This is a genomic window from Alloprevotella tannerae ATCC 51259 (assembly GCF_000159995.1).
Classification (GTDB): Bacteria; Bacteroidota; Bacteroidia; order Bacteroidales; family Bacteroidaceae; genus Alloprevotella; species Alloprevotella tannerae.
The window spans coordinates 461422-476159 of the sequence record NZ_GG700642.1 but is presented as its reverse complement, the minus strand read 5'-3'; the positions used below and the strand labels follow the sequence as shown (position 1 = coordinate 476159).

11 protein-coding genes, 1 tRNA gene and 4 pseudogenes are annotated in these 14738 nt (G+C 43.9%); 11 read left to right on the top strand and 5 right to left on the bottom strand.

Annotation, left to right across the window (positions count from 1 at the left end; all coding sequences use genetic code 11):
• A pseudogene (locus GCWU000325_RS11840) lies at positions 1–140 on the bottom strand (IS5/IS1182 family transposase); the annotation flags it as partial.
• Between the two features lie 97 nt (positions 141–237).
• Between GCWU000325_RS11840 and GCWU000325_RS02030 the strand changes: the two are divergent.
• Together GCWU000325_RS02030 and GCWU000325_RS02025 are read left to right on the top strand one after the other, a co-directional pair.
• A pseudogene (locus tag GCWU000325_RS02030) lies at positions 238–684 on the top strand (thymidine kinase); the annotation flags it as partial.
• 189 nt (positions 685–873) lie between these two features.
• A complete protein-coding gene (locus tag GCWU000325_RS02025) occupies positions 874–1137 on the top strand; it encodes a DUF2695 domain-containing protein (RefSeq protein ID WP_211205522.1) in 264 nt (87 codons plus the stop codon).
• Between the two features lie 1848 nt (positions 1138–2985).
• On the opposite strand, the gene GCWU000325_RS02020 is transcribed toward GCWU000325_RS02025, so the two are convergent.
• On the bottom strand, positions 2986–3396 hold the full coding sequence (locus GCWU000325_RS02020; protein WP_006254307.1) for an HU family DNA-binding protein: 411 nt from the start codon (positions 3394–3396) through the stop codon (positions 2986–2988).
• A gap of 497 nt (positions 3397–3893) precedes the next feature.
• On the opposite strand from GCWU000325_RS02020, the gene GCWU000325_RS02015 reads away from it, so the two are divergent.
• The 6 genes and pseudogenes from GCWU000325_RS02015 to GCWU000325_RS01990 all read left to right on the top strand — a co-directional run bounded on the left by GCWU000325_RS02015 (position 3894) and on the right by GCWU000325_RS01990 (position 8513).
• Positions 3894–4400, top strand: coding sequence for a YfbM family protein (locus GCWU000325_RS02015; protein WP_040598774.1), 507 nt, complete (start codon positions 3894–3896; stop codon positions 4398–4400).
• A 211-nt stretch (positions 4401–4611) separates the two neighbouring features.
• Positions 4612–5067, top strand: coding sequence for a DUF2004 domain-containing protein (locus tag GCWU000325_RS02010; protein WP_006254304.1), 456 nt, complete (start codon positions 4612–4614; stop codon positions 5065–5067).
• Positions 5068–5170: 103 nt separating this feature from the next.
• Positions 5171–6646, top strand: coding sequence for an SMI1/KNR4 family protein (locus GCWU000325_RS11190; protein WP_006254303.1), 1476 nt, complete (start codon positions 5171–5173; stop codon positions 6644–6646).
• 50 nt (positions 6647–6696) lie between these two features.
• The gene (locus GCWU000325_RS02000) at positions 6697–7119 is read left to right on the top strand and encodes a hypothetical protein (protein ID WP_006254302.1); all 423 of its coding nucleotides are present in this window, start codon (positions 6697–6699) and stop codon (positions 7117–7119) included.
• Positions 7094–7987, top strand: a pseudogene (locus GCWU000325_RS01995) (YwqG family protein). Before GCWU000325_RS02000 ends, GCWU000325_RS01995 begins: the two are co-directional and overlap by 26 nt.
• Before the next feature lie 145 nt (positions 7988–8132).
• A complete protein-coding gene (locus GCWU000325_RS01990; RefSeq protein WP_006254299.1) occupies positions 8133–8513 on the top strand; it encodes a hypothetical protein in 381 nt (126 codons plus the stop codon).
• Positions 8514–8552: 39 nt separating this feature from the next.
• Here the strand turns inward: GCWU000325_RS01990 and GCWU000325_RS01985 are convergent, their stop codons facing one another.
• The gene (locus GCWU000325_RS01985) at positions 8553–10760 is read right to left on the bottom strand and encodes a sodium-translocating pyrophosphatase (RefSeq protein WP_006254298.1); all 2208 of its coding nucleotides are present in this window, start codon (positions 10758–10760) and stop codon (positions 8553–8555) included.
• A gap of 248 nt (positions 10761–11008) precedes the next feature.
• Here GCWU000325_RS01985 and GCWU000325_RS12335 point away from each other — a divergent pair.
• Positions 11009–11132 (top strand): annotated as a pseudogene (locus GCWU000325_RS12335) (IS982 family transposase); the annotation flags it as partial.
• 437 nt (positions 11133–11569) lie between these two features.
• Here the strand turns inward: GCWU000325_RS12335 and GCWU000325_RS01975 are convergent.
• The gene (locus GCWU000325_RS01975) at positions 11570–12241 is read right to left on the bottom strand and encodes a hypothetical protein (RefSeq protein WP_006254295.1); all 672 of its coding nucleotides are present in this window, start codon (positions 12239–12241) and stop codon (positions 11570–11572) included.
• Positions 12242–13388: 1147 nt separating this feature from the next.
• On the opposite strand from GCWU000325_RS01975, the gene GCWU000325_RS01965 reads away from it, so the two are divergent.
• Positions 13389–14075: a zinc metallopeptidase gene (locus GCWU000325_RS01965; RefSeq protein ID WP_040598770.1), complete on the top strand. Its 687-nt coding sequence runs from the start codon at positions 13389–13391 to the stop codon at positions 14073–14075.
• 46 nt (positions 14076–14121) lie between these two features.
• Here the strand turns inward: GCWU000325_RS01965 and GCWU000325_RS01960 are convergent.
• Positions 14122–14192: transfer RNA gene (locus tag GCWU000325_RS01960), tRNA-Gln, on the bottom strand.
• 185 nt (positions 14193–14377) lie between these two features.
• On the opposite strand from GCWU000325_RS01960, the gene rsfS reads away from it, so the two are divergent.
• Positions 14378–14737: a ribosome silencing factor gene (gene rsfS / locus GCWU000325_RS01955; protein WP_006254291.1), complete on the top strand. Its 360-nt coding sequence runs from the start codon at positions 14378–14380 to the stop codon at positions 14735–14737.
• Position 14738 lies beyond the last annotated feature (1 nt).

Genomic DNA, 14738 nt, shown 5'->3' with positions numbered 1-14738 from the left:
GATCAGCGTCCTGATCGGACGCCATCGATAAGCGTGTCAACCTGATTGAGGAAGTCGTTTTGTGCTTTGCGATAACGCTTTGAAAGGAGTGCGTCTGCAAATGTTACATGCTCATCGGTATTCTTGGATTGGTATGCCATGGGAGGAGTATTATGCTGTTTTTAATGCTCAAATATACGAAATAACTTCCTATTATACAATGAATTAACAAACAAAATACACACCAATCGCTGTGCAAAGGTCTCCATAGATAAACGATATTCTGAAGAAGAGATTGTTTCGCACGATGCTAATTCTATCCCTTCAACGCCTGTTGATTCCCCTTCGAGTATTTTGTTGTTAGCGGCAGAGGCCGATGTGATAGGTATAGATGAAGCGCAATTTTTCGACGATAGCTTAGTCGATGTTTGCAATACTTTGGCGAATAAAGGCAAACGCGTGATCGTTGCAGGTTTGGATATGGACTTTCGTGGCCTTCCTTTCGGCCCGATGCCCGCACTCTTAGCTATCGCGGATGAAGTGACCAAAGTGCGCGCCATCTGCTTGCGTTGCGGAAACCTTGCCTATGTCTCCCACCGCATTGTCAAAAGTGAAAAACAAGTGCTCTTAGGAGAGAAAGACGAATATGAACCCCTCTGCCGAGCTTGTTATCTCGAGACGCTCCGGCCATCCCATTCTGAGTGATCTTTAACTAATAAAACATAGAGATTCGCAATAATTTTTACTACATATTTATAGTAGGAAGAGTGGTGTGTAGATAGGAATTATGCCAATCCTAAATAGAACACAAGGATTACTTTAGTAAATAGAATACAATTATCAACAAATTCTCGTACACTATACTTTGATATGAATCAAACCGATAATAAGAAGATGCGACAGCATTATAAAGATTTGCAACGGCAAGCATTTGAAAGCAGTTTGCCAATGGCAAGAGAATTGTTCTTAGACTTATTCGACTATCTGAATGAGCAATCGGAAACAACCGGATGCAACCACGACTTTTCGCTAACTGAACAGTTCTTACGCGACAAGCAAGTGAATAATGTAGAAGAAGTATTGGAGTTCTTAAGAGAGAATGGCGGGTATTGCGACTGCGAAGTTATTTTTAACGTAGAAGAAAAGTTTGAGGAGTAGTCACTAAGCATTGGTCGTCAGCTGATTATAGGCCTATGTCTGTAGCGCTCACACATTTCCAAACTTACAAAGTGATACCTCTATTCATAGATACACTGATTGTCTGCCGATCTTTCTCCGAAAAGCAAAGTTCAACTTAGTTTTTCAGTCTTTTTGTGTGCTTTTACAAGTAGTATCCCTAAAAGTATTTATACAGTAGATATAAGTTCAGAAAAAACACCGACTTTTGTGAGCGTGTAAGTTCCATTGTTTTCTTGCGTTCTTTTTTGCAACTACAAAGATAAGATCAAAGGAGCTTACACACTTTTTTTAGAATGTATCTTCGCACCCGTCAATAACCCTTTCAGAGCTAATACTTTCAATGCTTAACTTTCAATCTCCAAGTGCGAACCTCATCATCTCTTTTCCACGACCACACGTCCACAAATAACCCCATTGGGGTTAGTCTTTTGATAGGGCAGGGTTGACGCGGCGCGTCAACCCTGCATCAGATCAAGGGTTCAATGACAACCCCATAGGGTTGGTCTCTCAAAAACACCCCAATACATATACGCAGCAAACCTTGAAAGACCAACCCTAAGGGGTTGCCCTCTCGCGACACACTATGGCAGGGTTGTCGCTCCGCTCCAACACCTGCCCTGCCAAAAGACCAAGCCTAAGGGCTTGCCTTTATGTGTTTTACCTTATCGTCCGATCTTATAAACTCATTGCGGAGTACGGCTGATTGTCCGTCTAAAATCGCATCATTCCTACGCAACTTCACCCAAAAACAACTGCATCTCCGTCCAAAAACAACTGCATCCTCGTCCAAAAACAACTGCATCCCCGTCCAAGATACATACCAAAATACCCGATATCATCGATGAAATCGGCAAAAATACCGCATTTTTTCACTCACGAATAACCGCATTGCAACCAGTCGCACCTGTGAATGTTCCAACTTTCCGCTTAAAATCAGATCATTTTCGCGCACCTTCACTTGCCACTAACCCCATCGGGGTTAGTCTTTTGGCAGGGCAGTGTTGACGCATAGCGTCAACGCTGCCACGAATCAAGGATTCAATGACAACCCCATAGGGTTGGTCTCTCAAAAACACCCTAATCCATATACGCGGAAACCTTGAAAGACCAACCCTAAGGGGTTGCATTTTTGCGGCGGATTATGGCAGGGTTGTCGCTCCGCTCCAACACCTGCCCTGCCAAATGACCAAGCCTAAGGGCTTGCCTTTATGTATTTTACCTTACCGTCCGATCTTATAAACTCATTGCGGAGTACAGCTGATTGTCCGCCTAAAATCGCATCATTTCCGCGTAACCTCTCCCGCCATTAACCCCATCGGGGTTAGTCTTTTGGCAGGGCAGTGTTGACGCACAGCGTCAACGCTGCCACGAATCAAGGGTTCAATGACAACCCCATAGGGTTGGTCTTTCAAAAACACGCCGATTTACGAGTAAAGGGCGCTTCACGCTTTTACGAGAACGTGCAAAAAGTAATCTAAAAACGGAGGAAAAGTTCAAAAAAGCACGGTTTCATCGAAGATTCAGCTACAAAACAACACCGCCTTACGCACCCCGATTCACCCGCCTCCGCATCCTTGCCAAACTATCACCTATGATCGTTGAAACTCTCCTATAAGACAATTTTAATTCTCCTATAAGATCGTTTCAACTTTCACCTAAGAAACTTTTTCCGATCATAGGTGAAAGTTTGACCAATCCCTATCCCTGCGCGACCGATCAACGGCCTGTTTTCGACAAGGTACGCAAAAGCCGCGCCCCCCAAAGTGGGAAACGCGGCCTTTGCTACTTGTGATTTTTGCCGGCACTAAGTTGTGCCGCCATCTTTACCTACTTCGCATTCCGAATATCGTCCTGTGCACCGAAGATTAAGTTACGCTTGTCGAGAGCCATACGCATCGTACTGCTTTTCGTAAACCGCACGCTCACGCGCTTAATGAGATTTGCACCTTTTTCCTTAGCCTCTTTCGCCGTCGTTACGCCCTCAGCGTGCATCGTCAGGCGAAAAGAACCAAGATCACCTAAGCGAACCGAATTACCATCGGAGAGTGTTTGAAGAATCTCATATTGCAGGGCATCCAACACCGCCTTGACGGAGGCAGAAGATACGCCCGAACGCTTCTCGATGCGCCCGACAATCGTGCGCAACATCACGGGCACACCTGGCGCCATCTGCGGATAAAATTTCACTTGGTCTCTCTTGAGCGGATTTTTCTTCGCTCTGATAACGAATTTAATCATTGTGGTATAGATTTAATTGGTGAATAATTAAGCCAAGAGCGCTCCTCGCCCTTGCGTATGCAAAGGTAAGCATTTCCGTCGAGTCGACAAAACGCGATATAATCCATTGATAATAAACCAATCCGCGGATATTTTGAAAGACCAACCCTAAGGGGTTGCCGTTTGCGGCGGACTATGGCAGGGTTGTCGCTTCGCTCCAACGCCTGCCCTGCCAAAAGACCAAGCCTAAGGGCTTGCTGTTACGGGAGTAAATAAGTTGTGGCTTTGCTCAAAGATTAGCGGCACAAGCGGAAAGGTTATGCTTTAGAGGGGCTTGAGAGTTAATTTCTCTGCATAGAGGTCAGTTTTCAAAGATTTTCTTCGTCTTTCTGCATGAAAAGGACGAATTTTGTAGGAAGTGATAGGCTTACAGAGAAAAGAAAGTCCTGCGCTTCAATGGTGTGGGGCAATTTGTAGGCAATTTGATACAAGTTTATAAACTTAAAAGAAGAAAACACATGGGAATGATTGCATGCTATCAGTGTATAAGTGATCAGCAATTAAACAGTCTGAAGAATTTCAATGGCGATAGTGAAGAGTTGCTTGAAGAACTGGAGGATTGGGGAGAAGAACCCGAGTTGCTCTTAGACATTGATAAAATGTGGGACGCACTCCATTTTGTACTTACCGGTATATCCGCTGGCGAGCCGATAGACAACGATCCTTTAAGTGAAGCCGTGGTCGGGGTTCGTTCGCTCGAAGATATAGAGGATTTTATTGCTTATACGGAAAAGACACGGGTTGCCGAGATTCTTTCAGCTTTGGAAGCATTCGACATAGATGGGGCTATGGAAAAGTTCAGTATGGAAGCGTGCAAAAAGGCAGAGCTTTATCCCAATATTTGGGATTACGATGATGAAGAAGAGGAATTGAAAGAAGAAATCAGCGATTACTTCCAAAACCTCAAAGACTTTTATCGGGAAGTGCTGGCTAAAAACGGAAATGTGCTGGTCACGATTTATTAGAAAAATGCGTTGCGACGATGCCGTCACGAGCTTGAAGTAAAAATAGGGTAGAGCTATAAGGCAAACCTGTTTTAGGCGTTCAGCTTTTGGCGCAATGATCACTTACGGGGCGCACGACATAGAAAAAGATTATATTATTGGCTTTGAAGTTGAAGGAATATATGATTGTTTTGATCGTTCAATGGATGGTTAAGTAAAAGGAAATAGAAAAATGCAAACATTTGAGCACAAATATTTTGGTAAAGTGAGTTTCGACGCGAACGACGATGCCGAAGAAGTCTGGGAAGGTCAAGTTGATGGCATAAACGTAACCTTATGGTATGACCAAGGTGCGGACGTGAAAGAAGAGGACTTGGACAGATTCGCGCTCTTTTTAGAAAACTGCAAAGACCATATCAAGGAAGCTACCCAAGCGTTGATAGAAAACTTGAAAGAGGATCGGAGTTATATGGACTTCCATCTCGAAGAATGTAAAGATGCAAACTTACCCGATGAGATTGCTGAGTTTGTCTCGAAAATGACGGTAACAGATATAAATCTGTGGATAGATAGCGATGAGCATAGCATTACCATGGATTTTATGATTTTACCAGAAGAGAGTGATGAGATATTATGTGTTGCCTTTGATGACAAGGGAGACATAAACGGCGTGTCTTGGGAGAGTTAAGCCGTTGTTATTCATCAATTAGAAATTTGTCTTTGTCGGTGTACTTGTACGCTGGAGCAACACGGGATAAATCTAAAGTATAAGCAAATAAAGAGGAATAGATATGAAACCATTTGAAAACTTTGATTGGACAAACTTTTGGAACGATAGTGATTACGCGAAGAAAGCATATATAGGTAAAGCGCCTACGGACGAAGAAATATCGGAAATAGAAAAAGAATTGGGCTACAAACTGCCGCAATCCTATATCGAACTCATCAAAAAGCACAACGGGGGTATTCCTGTACTACGTGTATTCCTTACAGACGATTATGAAATAAACATTACCGGTATATTCGGCATAGACAGAACAAAACGCCATTCGCTTTGCGGCGAACTGGGTAGTGCATTTATGATATCGGAGTGGGGCTATCCTAATATTGGCATTGCCGTGGCCGATACCATTTCGGGTGGTCACGATATGATTTTCCTTGATTATAGGGAGTGCGGAAAAGATGGCGAGCCCAAAGTGGTCGTAGTAGATCAAGAGAGCGATTATCATATCGGCGTTTTGGCGGATACCTTTGAAGACTTTATCAAAGGGCTTACCATAGATGCCACAGAAATGGAAAATGAAGACTTTGCGCTTTTAGATGAAAACCAAAAATGCCTTGCCATAAAGTTCCTTCAAGAGATGCAGGAAGAAGAGCGCGTGATAGAATTGCTCAACTACGTAGGCATCGAGAATTTGAGCGCTGAACTTATGGGTATGCTGGCTAGGTCTTACAACAACAATAATCAGGAAAACGAGGCGATGAGAATCATGGATATGATTCCTGAGGAAGAGAGAAAAGCAGTATGGTATTACCGTTATGGCTATTCTTATGCGAGTCGATGCTTTCCCCATAATTCGGAAGCCGACAACTTAAAGGCCTTGGAAATGTTTGAAAAGGCTATCGAAAAGGCCGAGGATGAAAAGGTTATAGAATGGTGTATGGAACTTGTGGAATTTCGTTTGCTGTCTGGGGCTTTAGAGAAAAATAAATCGCAAACGCCGCTGGTATATGAGCATTATAAGAAATACAAGAACGAAGATGTTGCGCCGGAAGCGCCTGCTAATGATCAGCAGCACAAATATAATAATCTGTTTGACGTAAATTGGATTTTTGATAAGCACGATTATTCAGCAGAAGAATTTGAGGCTAAATTCAATGAAAAAATGACGCAAAGGCTTGGCGAGAACTGGCGGGAAACGGAATGTAACGCACCAATAGAAGAAGCGGAAATACTTGTTACATACGAGGCGTGGATAGAAAGCTTGGAGCAACTCTATGATAATGAATGTCTGACTGATGACTATGAAGAACTTCTTGAAGAGGAAAAAGAAGATGGTATGTGGCAGGTAGATATCAGGGCGCATTTGAAAGCCGATAATGGAAAGTCTTTTTCTGTACAGGAGATAGTCTGGAAACTGCAAAAGCTGATGGCTAATAAAGAGCTGGGCGACCACGTATTTTTTGAAGGAATAGATTATGAGGGCAGTAGTTCTGATTACACTGAGCATGAAGTTCCTATGTTTTACGTAGTTTGCGGAAGTTGACGTGCAGTAATATACGGCTAAGGATATAGAGCAGACAATTGGCTGTAAAGATGAAAATAGCAAGAGACTTTGGCGCATATTTCAAATACTCGCTTCACGATGCACGCATCAAGGAGATGGAGTATAAGGATGGAAGTCTGATATTGCATTTTGATTATATCTTTTCCTATGATGAAGGTGCAGAACACACTCATAAAGCACGAATCATTTTTGAGCAAGTAGACATAGATGATGTAGATGTACTTGTGTTCAGTGATAGGCTATTAGATGATTTTCAAGGCAAGCGCATAGATTTTGAAACATATCAAAGCAAATATAAGCGTAGTGAGTTTGAGATTATCCACGAAACGTACAATTGGGGTATGGCTGTATTCCAAGGCTGGCTTTGGACGGATCAAGTCCCCGTACACTGTGTGATGAATATCTTCTTCGCGGGGAAAATGTTCTATGATATTGAGCAGACAATTAGTTAATAATAATGAAGGCGGCAAAACAATGAAAGAAAAGCTAAATGCATTTATAGAAGATTTTAAGAAAGAGGCACTTCTCGACGTAATCAAGATAGAGCTAACGGCTAACCCGATGGTGGGAATTACACAGAGTAAGGTAGGCGGACACTTCTATTTGCCAAAATCAGCTTGTATTCCAACCAATGATAAGGGCGAACAACTGATGTTCCTGGCACAGATAAACTGCGAAGAATTGCCCGAGAACGCTATATATCCGAAGAAGGGCATCGTACAGTTTTGGATTTTTGGTGGCGATTATGATATGGGTAATGACTATGAAAATCCTTGCTCCGATATAAATAAACGTGTCCTGTATTATCCTACGATCGAAGACCACTTCTCTGAGTAAGAGTTGACTACTCTTTACAAACCAAAGGGTGACGAAGACGGAGATTTGTGTACGCCCATTATGACCGATATTCCTTTGTCTATGACCTTTAAGTCGGAGAAGCAATGGCCGCTGTTGTTCGACTATCGTGCCGGAGCTGTCTTTGTGGAAAAGTGGAATTCGCATTTTCCCGAACAGCAAGTGGAAAGTCTTTGGCAGATCAATGATATAGAAGAAGATCTTTTCGGTGAACTCTATGATGCGCTTGAGATTGACAAGCATACGCAAATAGGAGGCTATGGATACTTTACGCAGTCAGACCCACGCACTTGCGAGTCGCTGCAACACTATACTGAATTATTATTTCAGCTCGACTCATACTATGGTGATGAGGATTACCAAATTCTTTGGGGCGACTCGGGCGTGGGCAACTTCTTCGCCACAAAAGAGCAACTGAAGTATCTCGACTTTGCGAAATGTTTGTATAGTTGGGATTGTTGCTAAGCTATATGTAGAGCGTGTGTTCCCCAAAATGTTGCGCACGTTTGGGGAATACAGCTCTTTATTCGCGAAAAGATGCGATTGCCTTTTCAATCAAAGCGGATAAAGGGGTATTGTAAAATCAATATAGTTAGAAAGAACAGCAAATATGAGGCAGGAGTTTGTTTGCTTAGTAGAACTTGGAAGAATGCCCAATGAATCTCTTTCCGACGATGCGTCTGTTGATCGCTTAATAAATTGCTACGATGCGCATCTTGAAAGGATTACCTTGCCTCTTTCGTACGAAGAAGCTTTGGTCTTAGTTCGCATTTTCCCCGAATCAGCTTTCTACGATCTTCAGTGGCGTCTTTTACAATTAGTGGAATCAATGATTAAGGAAGTAAGCGAAGCTGATTATCTGCGCTTAATTAGTCAATGTCCAAGTGAAGAGTGGAGAGAAGGCCTGATAAATAGATACAAGAACTGGAAGGCGACTGTTGGGGCGGAGGAAGATAATCTTAGCAACCCCGATCCTACCAGTTCCTTTTAGGTAGAATCAGGGTTGCTATATCATGCTATTTTTGTAGCGCTACATCATATTGCAGGCTACAGTAAGGCCGGCCATAACGATGCTGACCATACTCATCAGTTTGATAAGAATGTTCAAACTTGGGCCTGATGTGTCCTTGAACGGGTCGCCAACGGTGTCGCCAACGATCGTAGCTTTGTGAACTTCACTACCTTTGCCGCCGAAGTTTTCTTCTTCCACGAATTTCTTAGCATTGTCCCACGCACCACCAGCATTGGCCATGAAGACGGCCAGTGTAAAGCCGGCGCAGAGGCCGCCAACGAGAAGACCGAGCACACCGGCAACGCCGAGAACTATGCCTGTGACGATGGGGATTATGATGGCTAAGAGCGAGGGCAGAATCATTTCGTGCTGGGCAGCCCGCGTACTAATTTCAACACAGCTACCATAGTCGGGCGTGGCCTTGCCTTCGAGGATTCCTTTGATTTCGCGAAACTGACGGCGCACTTCATCGACCATCTTAGCCGCGGCACGTCCGACAGCACCCATAGTGAGTCCGCAGAACAGGAAGGCAGCCATTGCGCCAATGAATACACCTACGAGTACGCGCGGGTTCATCAGTGTTACTTGGAAGTATTCCATCATTTCGGGCATCGAAGCCTTTGACGGATCGAAGGCATTGCCGGCTGCGTCGATGAATTGCTGTCCGCCCTCCATAGCTCGCGTCATGGCGATTTTTATTTCTTCTACATAGGAAGCCAGCAAGGCCAGTGCGGTGAGTGCTGCCGAACCGATGGCAAAGCCTTTGCCCGTGGCAGCCGTGGTATTGCCGAGTGCATCGAGTGCATCCGTGCGGTGACGTACCTCCTCGCCCAGCTCACTCATTTCAGCGTTGCCGCCGGCGTTGTCGGCGATAGGGCCGTAAGCGTCCGTAGCGAGCGTGATGCCCAGCGTGGACAACATTCCGACAGCCGCAATGCCGATACCGTAGAGTCCTTTCGAGATGCTCTCAGCACTCATAGAGAGATCGAAATGATTAGCGCAGAGATAACTCAACATAATGGCCACACCGATAGTAAGCACGGGGATGCTCGTGGAAATCATACCCGTACCGATACCTTTGATGATGACCGTGGCAGGTCCAGTCTGGGCCGATTCGGAAATAGCTTGGGTGGGCTTATAACTATGCGAGGTGTAATACTCTGTAGCTTGTCCGATGACGACGCCCGCCGTGAGACCACTGATGACGGAGAAACTGAGGCCTACCCAGTTGTCGAGGCCGAGACCATAAAGGATGAGGAACGTGGCGAAGGCAATCAGCACAGCGCTGGTATTGGTGCCGACGGCCAGTGAACGTAGCAACTGACTCATGCTTGCTCCTTCTTTGGTGCGCACGAGGAAGATACTGATGAGTGAGAGGAAGATACCGACAGCGGCAATAATCATGGGGGCGATGACAGCCCGCATCTGCATGTCACCAGCCGAAGCAAAGGCCGTGGCACCTAAAGCGGTTGTAGAAAGAATGGAGCCGCAATAGCTCTCATAAAGGTCGGCGCCCATACCGGCTACGTCGCCCACGTTGTCGCCTACGTTGTCGGCAATGGTAGCTGGATTGCGCGGGTCGTCCTCCGGGATGTCAGCTTCAACTTTCCCGACAATGTCGGCGCCAACATCGGCCGCTTTTGTATAGATACCGCCGCCAACGCGGGCAAAGAGGGCCTGGGTGGAAGCTCCCATACCAAAGGTGAGCATCGTGGTAGTGATGGTGATGAGCGAAACGTGGTCAGAGCCGTAGACATAGGAGAGGGCGATGAACCACAGGGCAATGTCCAACAGTCCGAGGCCTACAACGACCAATCCCATTACCGCACCGGAGCGGAAAGCAATACGCAAACCGCTGTCCAAGCTCTTGCGCGCAGCATTGGCGGTTCGCGCGGAAGCATAGGTGGCGGTCTTCATGCCGAAGAAGCCGGCTAAACCACTGAAAAGACCACCCGTGAGGAAGGCGAAAGGTACCCATGGATTTTGAATCTTAAGGACATAGGCCATGAAAGCAAAAAGAACGACGAGCACTAAAAAGACTTTGAGAACGACGAGGTACTGCTGTTTGAGGTAAGCCATTGCGCCCTTGCGGACGTGCTCTGCAATTTCGCGCATACGGGGTGTTCCTTCGTCGGCCTTCATCATATTCTTAAAGAAGAACCAGGCCATGGTCAACGCTACTACTGATGCGATGGGCACCAGCCAGAAAAGAGGAGTTACATTCATAAACGTTTTATTTAAGGTTTGATATTTTTGTCAGCATATATGCCTTCATTGATTCGGAAGGCCAATATATGGAGTATTTTCTATATACCAAAGACTTTATGTGGAAAAGTTGCAATTGAGCATCTCGATATTTCAATTTGCGATGTCTTAGTCATAAAAATCTCCTCTTATCGCGATGATTAACACGAAAAGGGGAGCGATGATTTCAATTGATAGATTTATAGTGCTTATCATCGAAGTTCCCCATGCATAGATGCTTCGACAGTTTCATCGTCAACGCGTTAGGAACCATTGCAGCCTATTAGTCTGCTCCCAAAGCAGCCGTGCATCAATGCGCAAAGGACTATCGACACGCAGCTTACTCTGTTTTGAATTCGCCGAACGCACGTTAATTTCTTGCATAGTCAAAGGCAAGATAGCGCATTGAGCATCCGCGGCACTTGTGGGCGAAATGGCGAGGATATTATTGGGCCGGCTCATTATTAAATACGCCCCATCGACAAGCTGGCAATGGCGACCGCAGAAGGCAGCCGGTGGCCCCGCTTGCACCTATTCTAGCAAGCAGCTGCGTAGCCTTTTTTCACGCTGTGCGCAAGAGAGAAAAAAGGGCTTAGGGAAGTGGCGAAACTTTCTTAGGTGAGTCGAAAAACTTTCATAGGTGATCGGAAAAACTTTCTCCTATGATCGAAAAAATTCTCTTATAAGACAATTTTTCGACGCTTATAGAAAAGTTTTGAGGGGCTATATGTGTCTGATTCTCAGTAGCTATTTTGGCCTTCTCGGCGCCGTTTTCGTCTGAATTTGGATATTTAGTGCTCTTGGAGCAAATACTTATAAAACAGTTCTAATTCTTCTGTATCTTGGTCTAAAGATCTCTTTCTGTCGTAGATTTCTTTATATTTTGCTTCGACGCCCTCTATGTCATCCAACTTCTTCAATAAATACAGGGCGACATAATCGGTATGTTTTATTAAGTATGCATCATGATCAATCAGAGCAAACCAGTTCTTTGCATAGGCCACACTTTGTAATAGTTCTGTCTGCCAATTGTTTTTCTCCTCTAATGTCTCAAAGTTAGAAAACCAAATTGAAAATTTCGCATTAAAATCACTCAAAGTCTGCTTATCAGCTTTGAAGAATCTCCAGTCGGTTAATCCATAGACATCTTTATTAGATGTTCTCCCTTTGAAAATATCCTCTATCACTTTGTCGGTGAAATTAGTAGGGTATTTTATAAGTGGATCTTTCAATACTCTTTTTAGAATCGTATTTACCCCTGTAGAAATACGCTTGTTTTGCAACTTAAGCCTAAGATGCAATGAAAAATGTGTCTTTGATTTGGTTACACTAATCTCATAAATATATAAACTATCTCCTTTCCTTTTCTCAAACTTATTGGGCGCTTTCAGTTGAAACCCATCTTGCTCAAAGGAAGTTCGAATCACATCTACAATTTTCCTTACGACGTCTTTCTTTTCCATATGCTTTATTATTGATTGCCCCGGAATGGAACATTTCAGGCCTTTGAAGTAACATGAGTTCGGGATAAGAACGCACATTAAAAAGTTGTAGGTTTCAGCCTACTAAATATCCTTTACGCCCATATTTGCAAATTATTTAGAATACCATATATTACAGATATTAGTCCAAGTGCGCCATTTAACTTTTTTGATGGGCCTAAATCCGAAATAGTTCATTGATATGATTAGGAATTTCTCTAATTCTGAATTCTTTTCTCTATTAATAATTAAGTTGCTCGAATGTTCCATGGTGTAATCGGAAATATCTAACCGGTATCCATCTTTGAACATAAATTGGAAAGAAATGGTCGAGCGAACATCGTTTATATAATCAAAGCTATAAAACCCCAATAAGTCTGTCTTTCTATACCGTTTCTCTTTTCTGCCTATCTGCAATATGATTTCATTGTCGGTATATTCAATTGTCAGAGTTTTATTAAAAAACATCTTTATAGATGTAATTAACACGTAAATGGTACCTAAGTACAAAAATATCCTCACTAAATAAAGAAGATTGTCAGAAACGTAATTAATAATTAGCCATGCCATCACACAACCCACAAGGAATCCTATAACAATAAACATATATGGACGTAGCGTTGTTATTTCTGTGAATCTTAATCTATATTCCATGATTTACTTCTAATTTTATATTAGAACTTACCGCACTTACCATTATTGTGCATCCCAAGTATTGGCATAATTCAATGAGAAAAGTCAATCGTGCCATTCTTGCTATTCTCTCCATTTCTAATCACAATACGATCTAGGCGTCGATCCAGTCTTTATCAAGAAATTCTTTTATTTGCATCATCTTTATTCTATCGTACTTTTGAATATCGCTTTTTATTTCCAATTCTTGGCCTTGGTATCTGAATTGGTTGTAATACCGTTCTGTCTCAATCGACTCATAATAACCTTAATACTAACGAAAGGAATGAAGACTTATTGTGCCCTATGTGTTTGTAGCTTTTGGGAAAAATCAATAGGGTAGGCATATTCTTGTCAAAAGCGCAATATTTGGTGCTGCTTTCTTCAAAAAAGCGTTGAAAGGAGAGGATTTGGCATATTGCTTGCTATGTTGCTTCTGAAATCAATAAAAATACCTATGAGTTTCGCTTGGATCATATTCATCCTCGTAGCTTTATTGAGCTATGCTGTTCAGTATAATTTGCGCAATAAGTTTGAGCGCTATTCTCACGAACTGTTGGCTTCCGGCCTGAGTGGCGCAGAAGTGGCGCAAAAGATGCTGCAAGAGAATGGTATTTATGACGTTACTGTCACGGCGACGCCCGGTTCGTTGACCGACCATTATAATCCGACCAATAAGACCGTTAACTTGAGTGACGAGGTTTATAACGGGCGTTCCGTAGCTTCAGCTGCTGTCGCCGCCCACGAATGTGGACATGCCATACAGCACGCTCGTGCTTATGCCCCTTTGACGTTGCGCTCGGCGCTCGTGCCGGTGGTTAGTTTTACTTCGCAATGGATGCATTGGGTTTTGCTTGCCGGCATCCTCTTGGTGCAGATCGTTCCGACAATCCTCCTTGTCGGTATCGTCCTCTTTTCCCTGACGACCTTGTTTAGTTTCGTCACGCTCCCCGTAGAGATTGATGCGAGTCGCCGGGCCGTCAATTGGATCCAGTCAGCCGGCGTTGTCACTCCACAAGAATATCCCGGCGCCGTTGACGCTTTGCGCTCAGCAGCCTATACCTACGTTATCGCCGCTTTAAGTTCTTTGGCTACGCTGATCTACTATATAATGGAGTACGCAGGTGCTACCCGTAGAGGCTAACATAAAAAAGCGATGCTCTGATCGCAGAACATCGCTTTGCTAAGTGTTGGGGTACTCGGACTCGAACCAAGAATGACAGGACCAGAATCTGTAGTGTTACCATTACACCATACCCCAAAAACTTGATGCGTGCAATGAGAAAATCCTCAAATGCGGATGCAAAGATAGCGTCTTTGTTTTGAAAAGCCAAAGCTCCCTCTGCTTTTTTCTAATTTCATCGCAATTTTTGCCGTCATCGCGTTTCTAATATGAATTAATGCGTAATTTTGCGTTCAATCCAAACAACTTATACATTATAATAGATGAATTCCACTCCCGAAATAGTAAATACGATTGTTCAAGGTATGCAGGAGAAAAAAGCTTTCGATGTTACCATCGTAGATCTCCGCAAGATTGACACAGCTCCCGCAGAATATTTTGTTCTGTGCAATGCCGGCAGCCCGCAGCAAGTAGAAGCTGTTGCCGGGTCGGTGAGCGACGAGACGCGCAAGGCCCTGAATGAGCGCCCCGCCGCTGCAGCCGGCTTAGACAACGCACAATGGGTCGCAATGGATTATGGTACCGTGATGGTGCACATATTCCTGCCCGAGATGCGTGAGTTTTATGCCCTCGAAAGCCTGTGGGAAGACGCAGAAATAAAAGAAATTCCTAATCAAGATTGAA

Excerpts from the sequence above, each read along its gene's own strand:
- GCWU000325_RS01985 (WP_006254298.1), bottom strand. The coding sequence starts at position 10,760 with ATGAATGTAACTCCTCTTTTCTGGCTGGTGCCCATCGCATCAGTAGTA.
- GCWU000325_RS01990 (WP_006254299.1), top strand. The coding sequence starts at position 8,133 with ATGAGGCAGGAGTTTGTTTGCTTAGTAGAACTTGGAAGAATGCCCAAT.
- GCWU000325_RS01965 (WP_040598770.1), top strand. The coding sequence starts at position 13,389 with ATGAGTTTCGCTTGGATCATATTCATCCTCGTAGCTTTATTGAGCTAT.
- GCWU000325_RS01975 (WP_006254295.1), bottom strand. The coding sequence starts at position 12,241 with ATGGAAAAGAAAGACGTCGTAAGGAAAATTGTAGATGTGATTCGAACT.
- rsfS (WP_006254291.1), top strand. The coding sequence starts at position 14,378 with ATGAATTCCACTCCCGAAATAGTAAATACGATTGTTCAAGGTATGCAG.
- GCWU000325_RS02020 (WP_006254307.1), bottom strand. The coding sequence starts at position 3,396 with ATGATTAAATTCGTTATCAGAGCGAAGAAAAATCCGCTCAAGAGAGAC.
- GCWU000325_RS11190 (WP_006254303.1), top strand. The coding sequence starts at position 5,171 with ATGAAACCATTTGAAAACTTTGATTGGACAAACTTTTGGAACGATAGT.
- GCWU000325_RS02015 (WP_040598774.1), top strand. The coding sequence starts at position 3,894 with ATGGGAATGATTGCATGCTATCAGTGTATAAGTGATCAGCAATTAAAC.
- GCWU000325_RS02000 (WP_006254302.1), top strand. The coding sequence starts at position 6,697 with ATGAAAATAGCAAGAGACTTTGGCGCATATTTCAAATACTCGCTTCAC.
- GCWU000325_RS02010 (WP_006254304.1), top strand. The coding sequence starts at position 4,612 with ATGCAAACATTTGAGCACAAATATTTTGGTAAAGTGAGTTTCGACGCG.
- GCWU000325_RS02025 (WP_211205522.1), top strand. The coding sequence starts at position 874 with ATGCGACAGCATTATAAAGATTTGCAACGGCAAGCATTTGAAAGCAGT.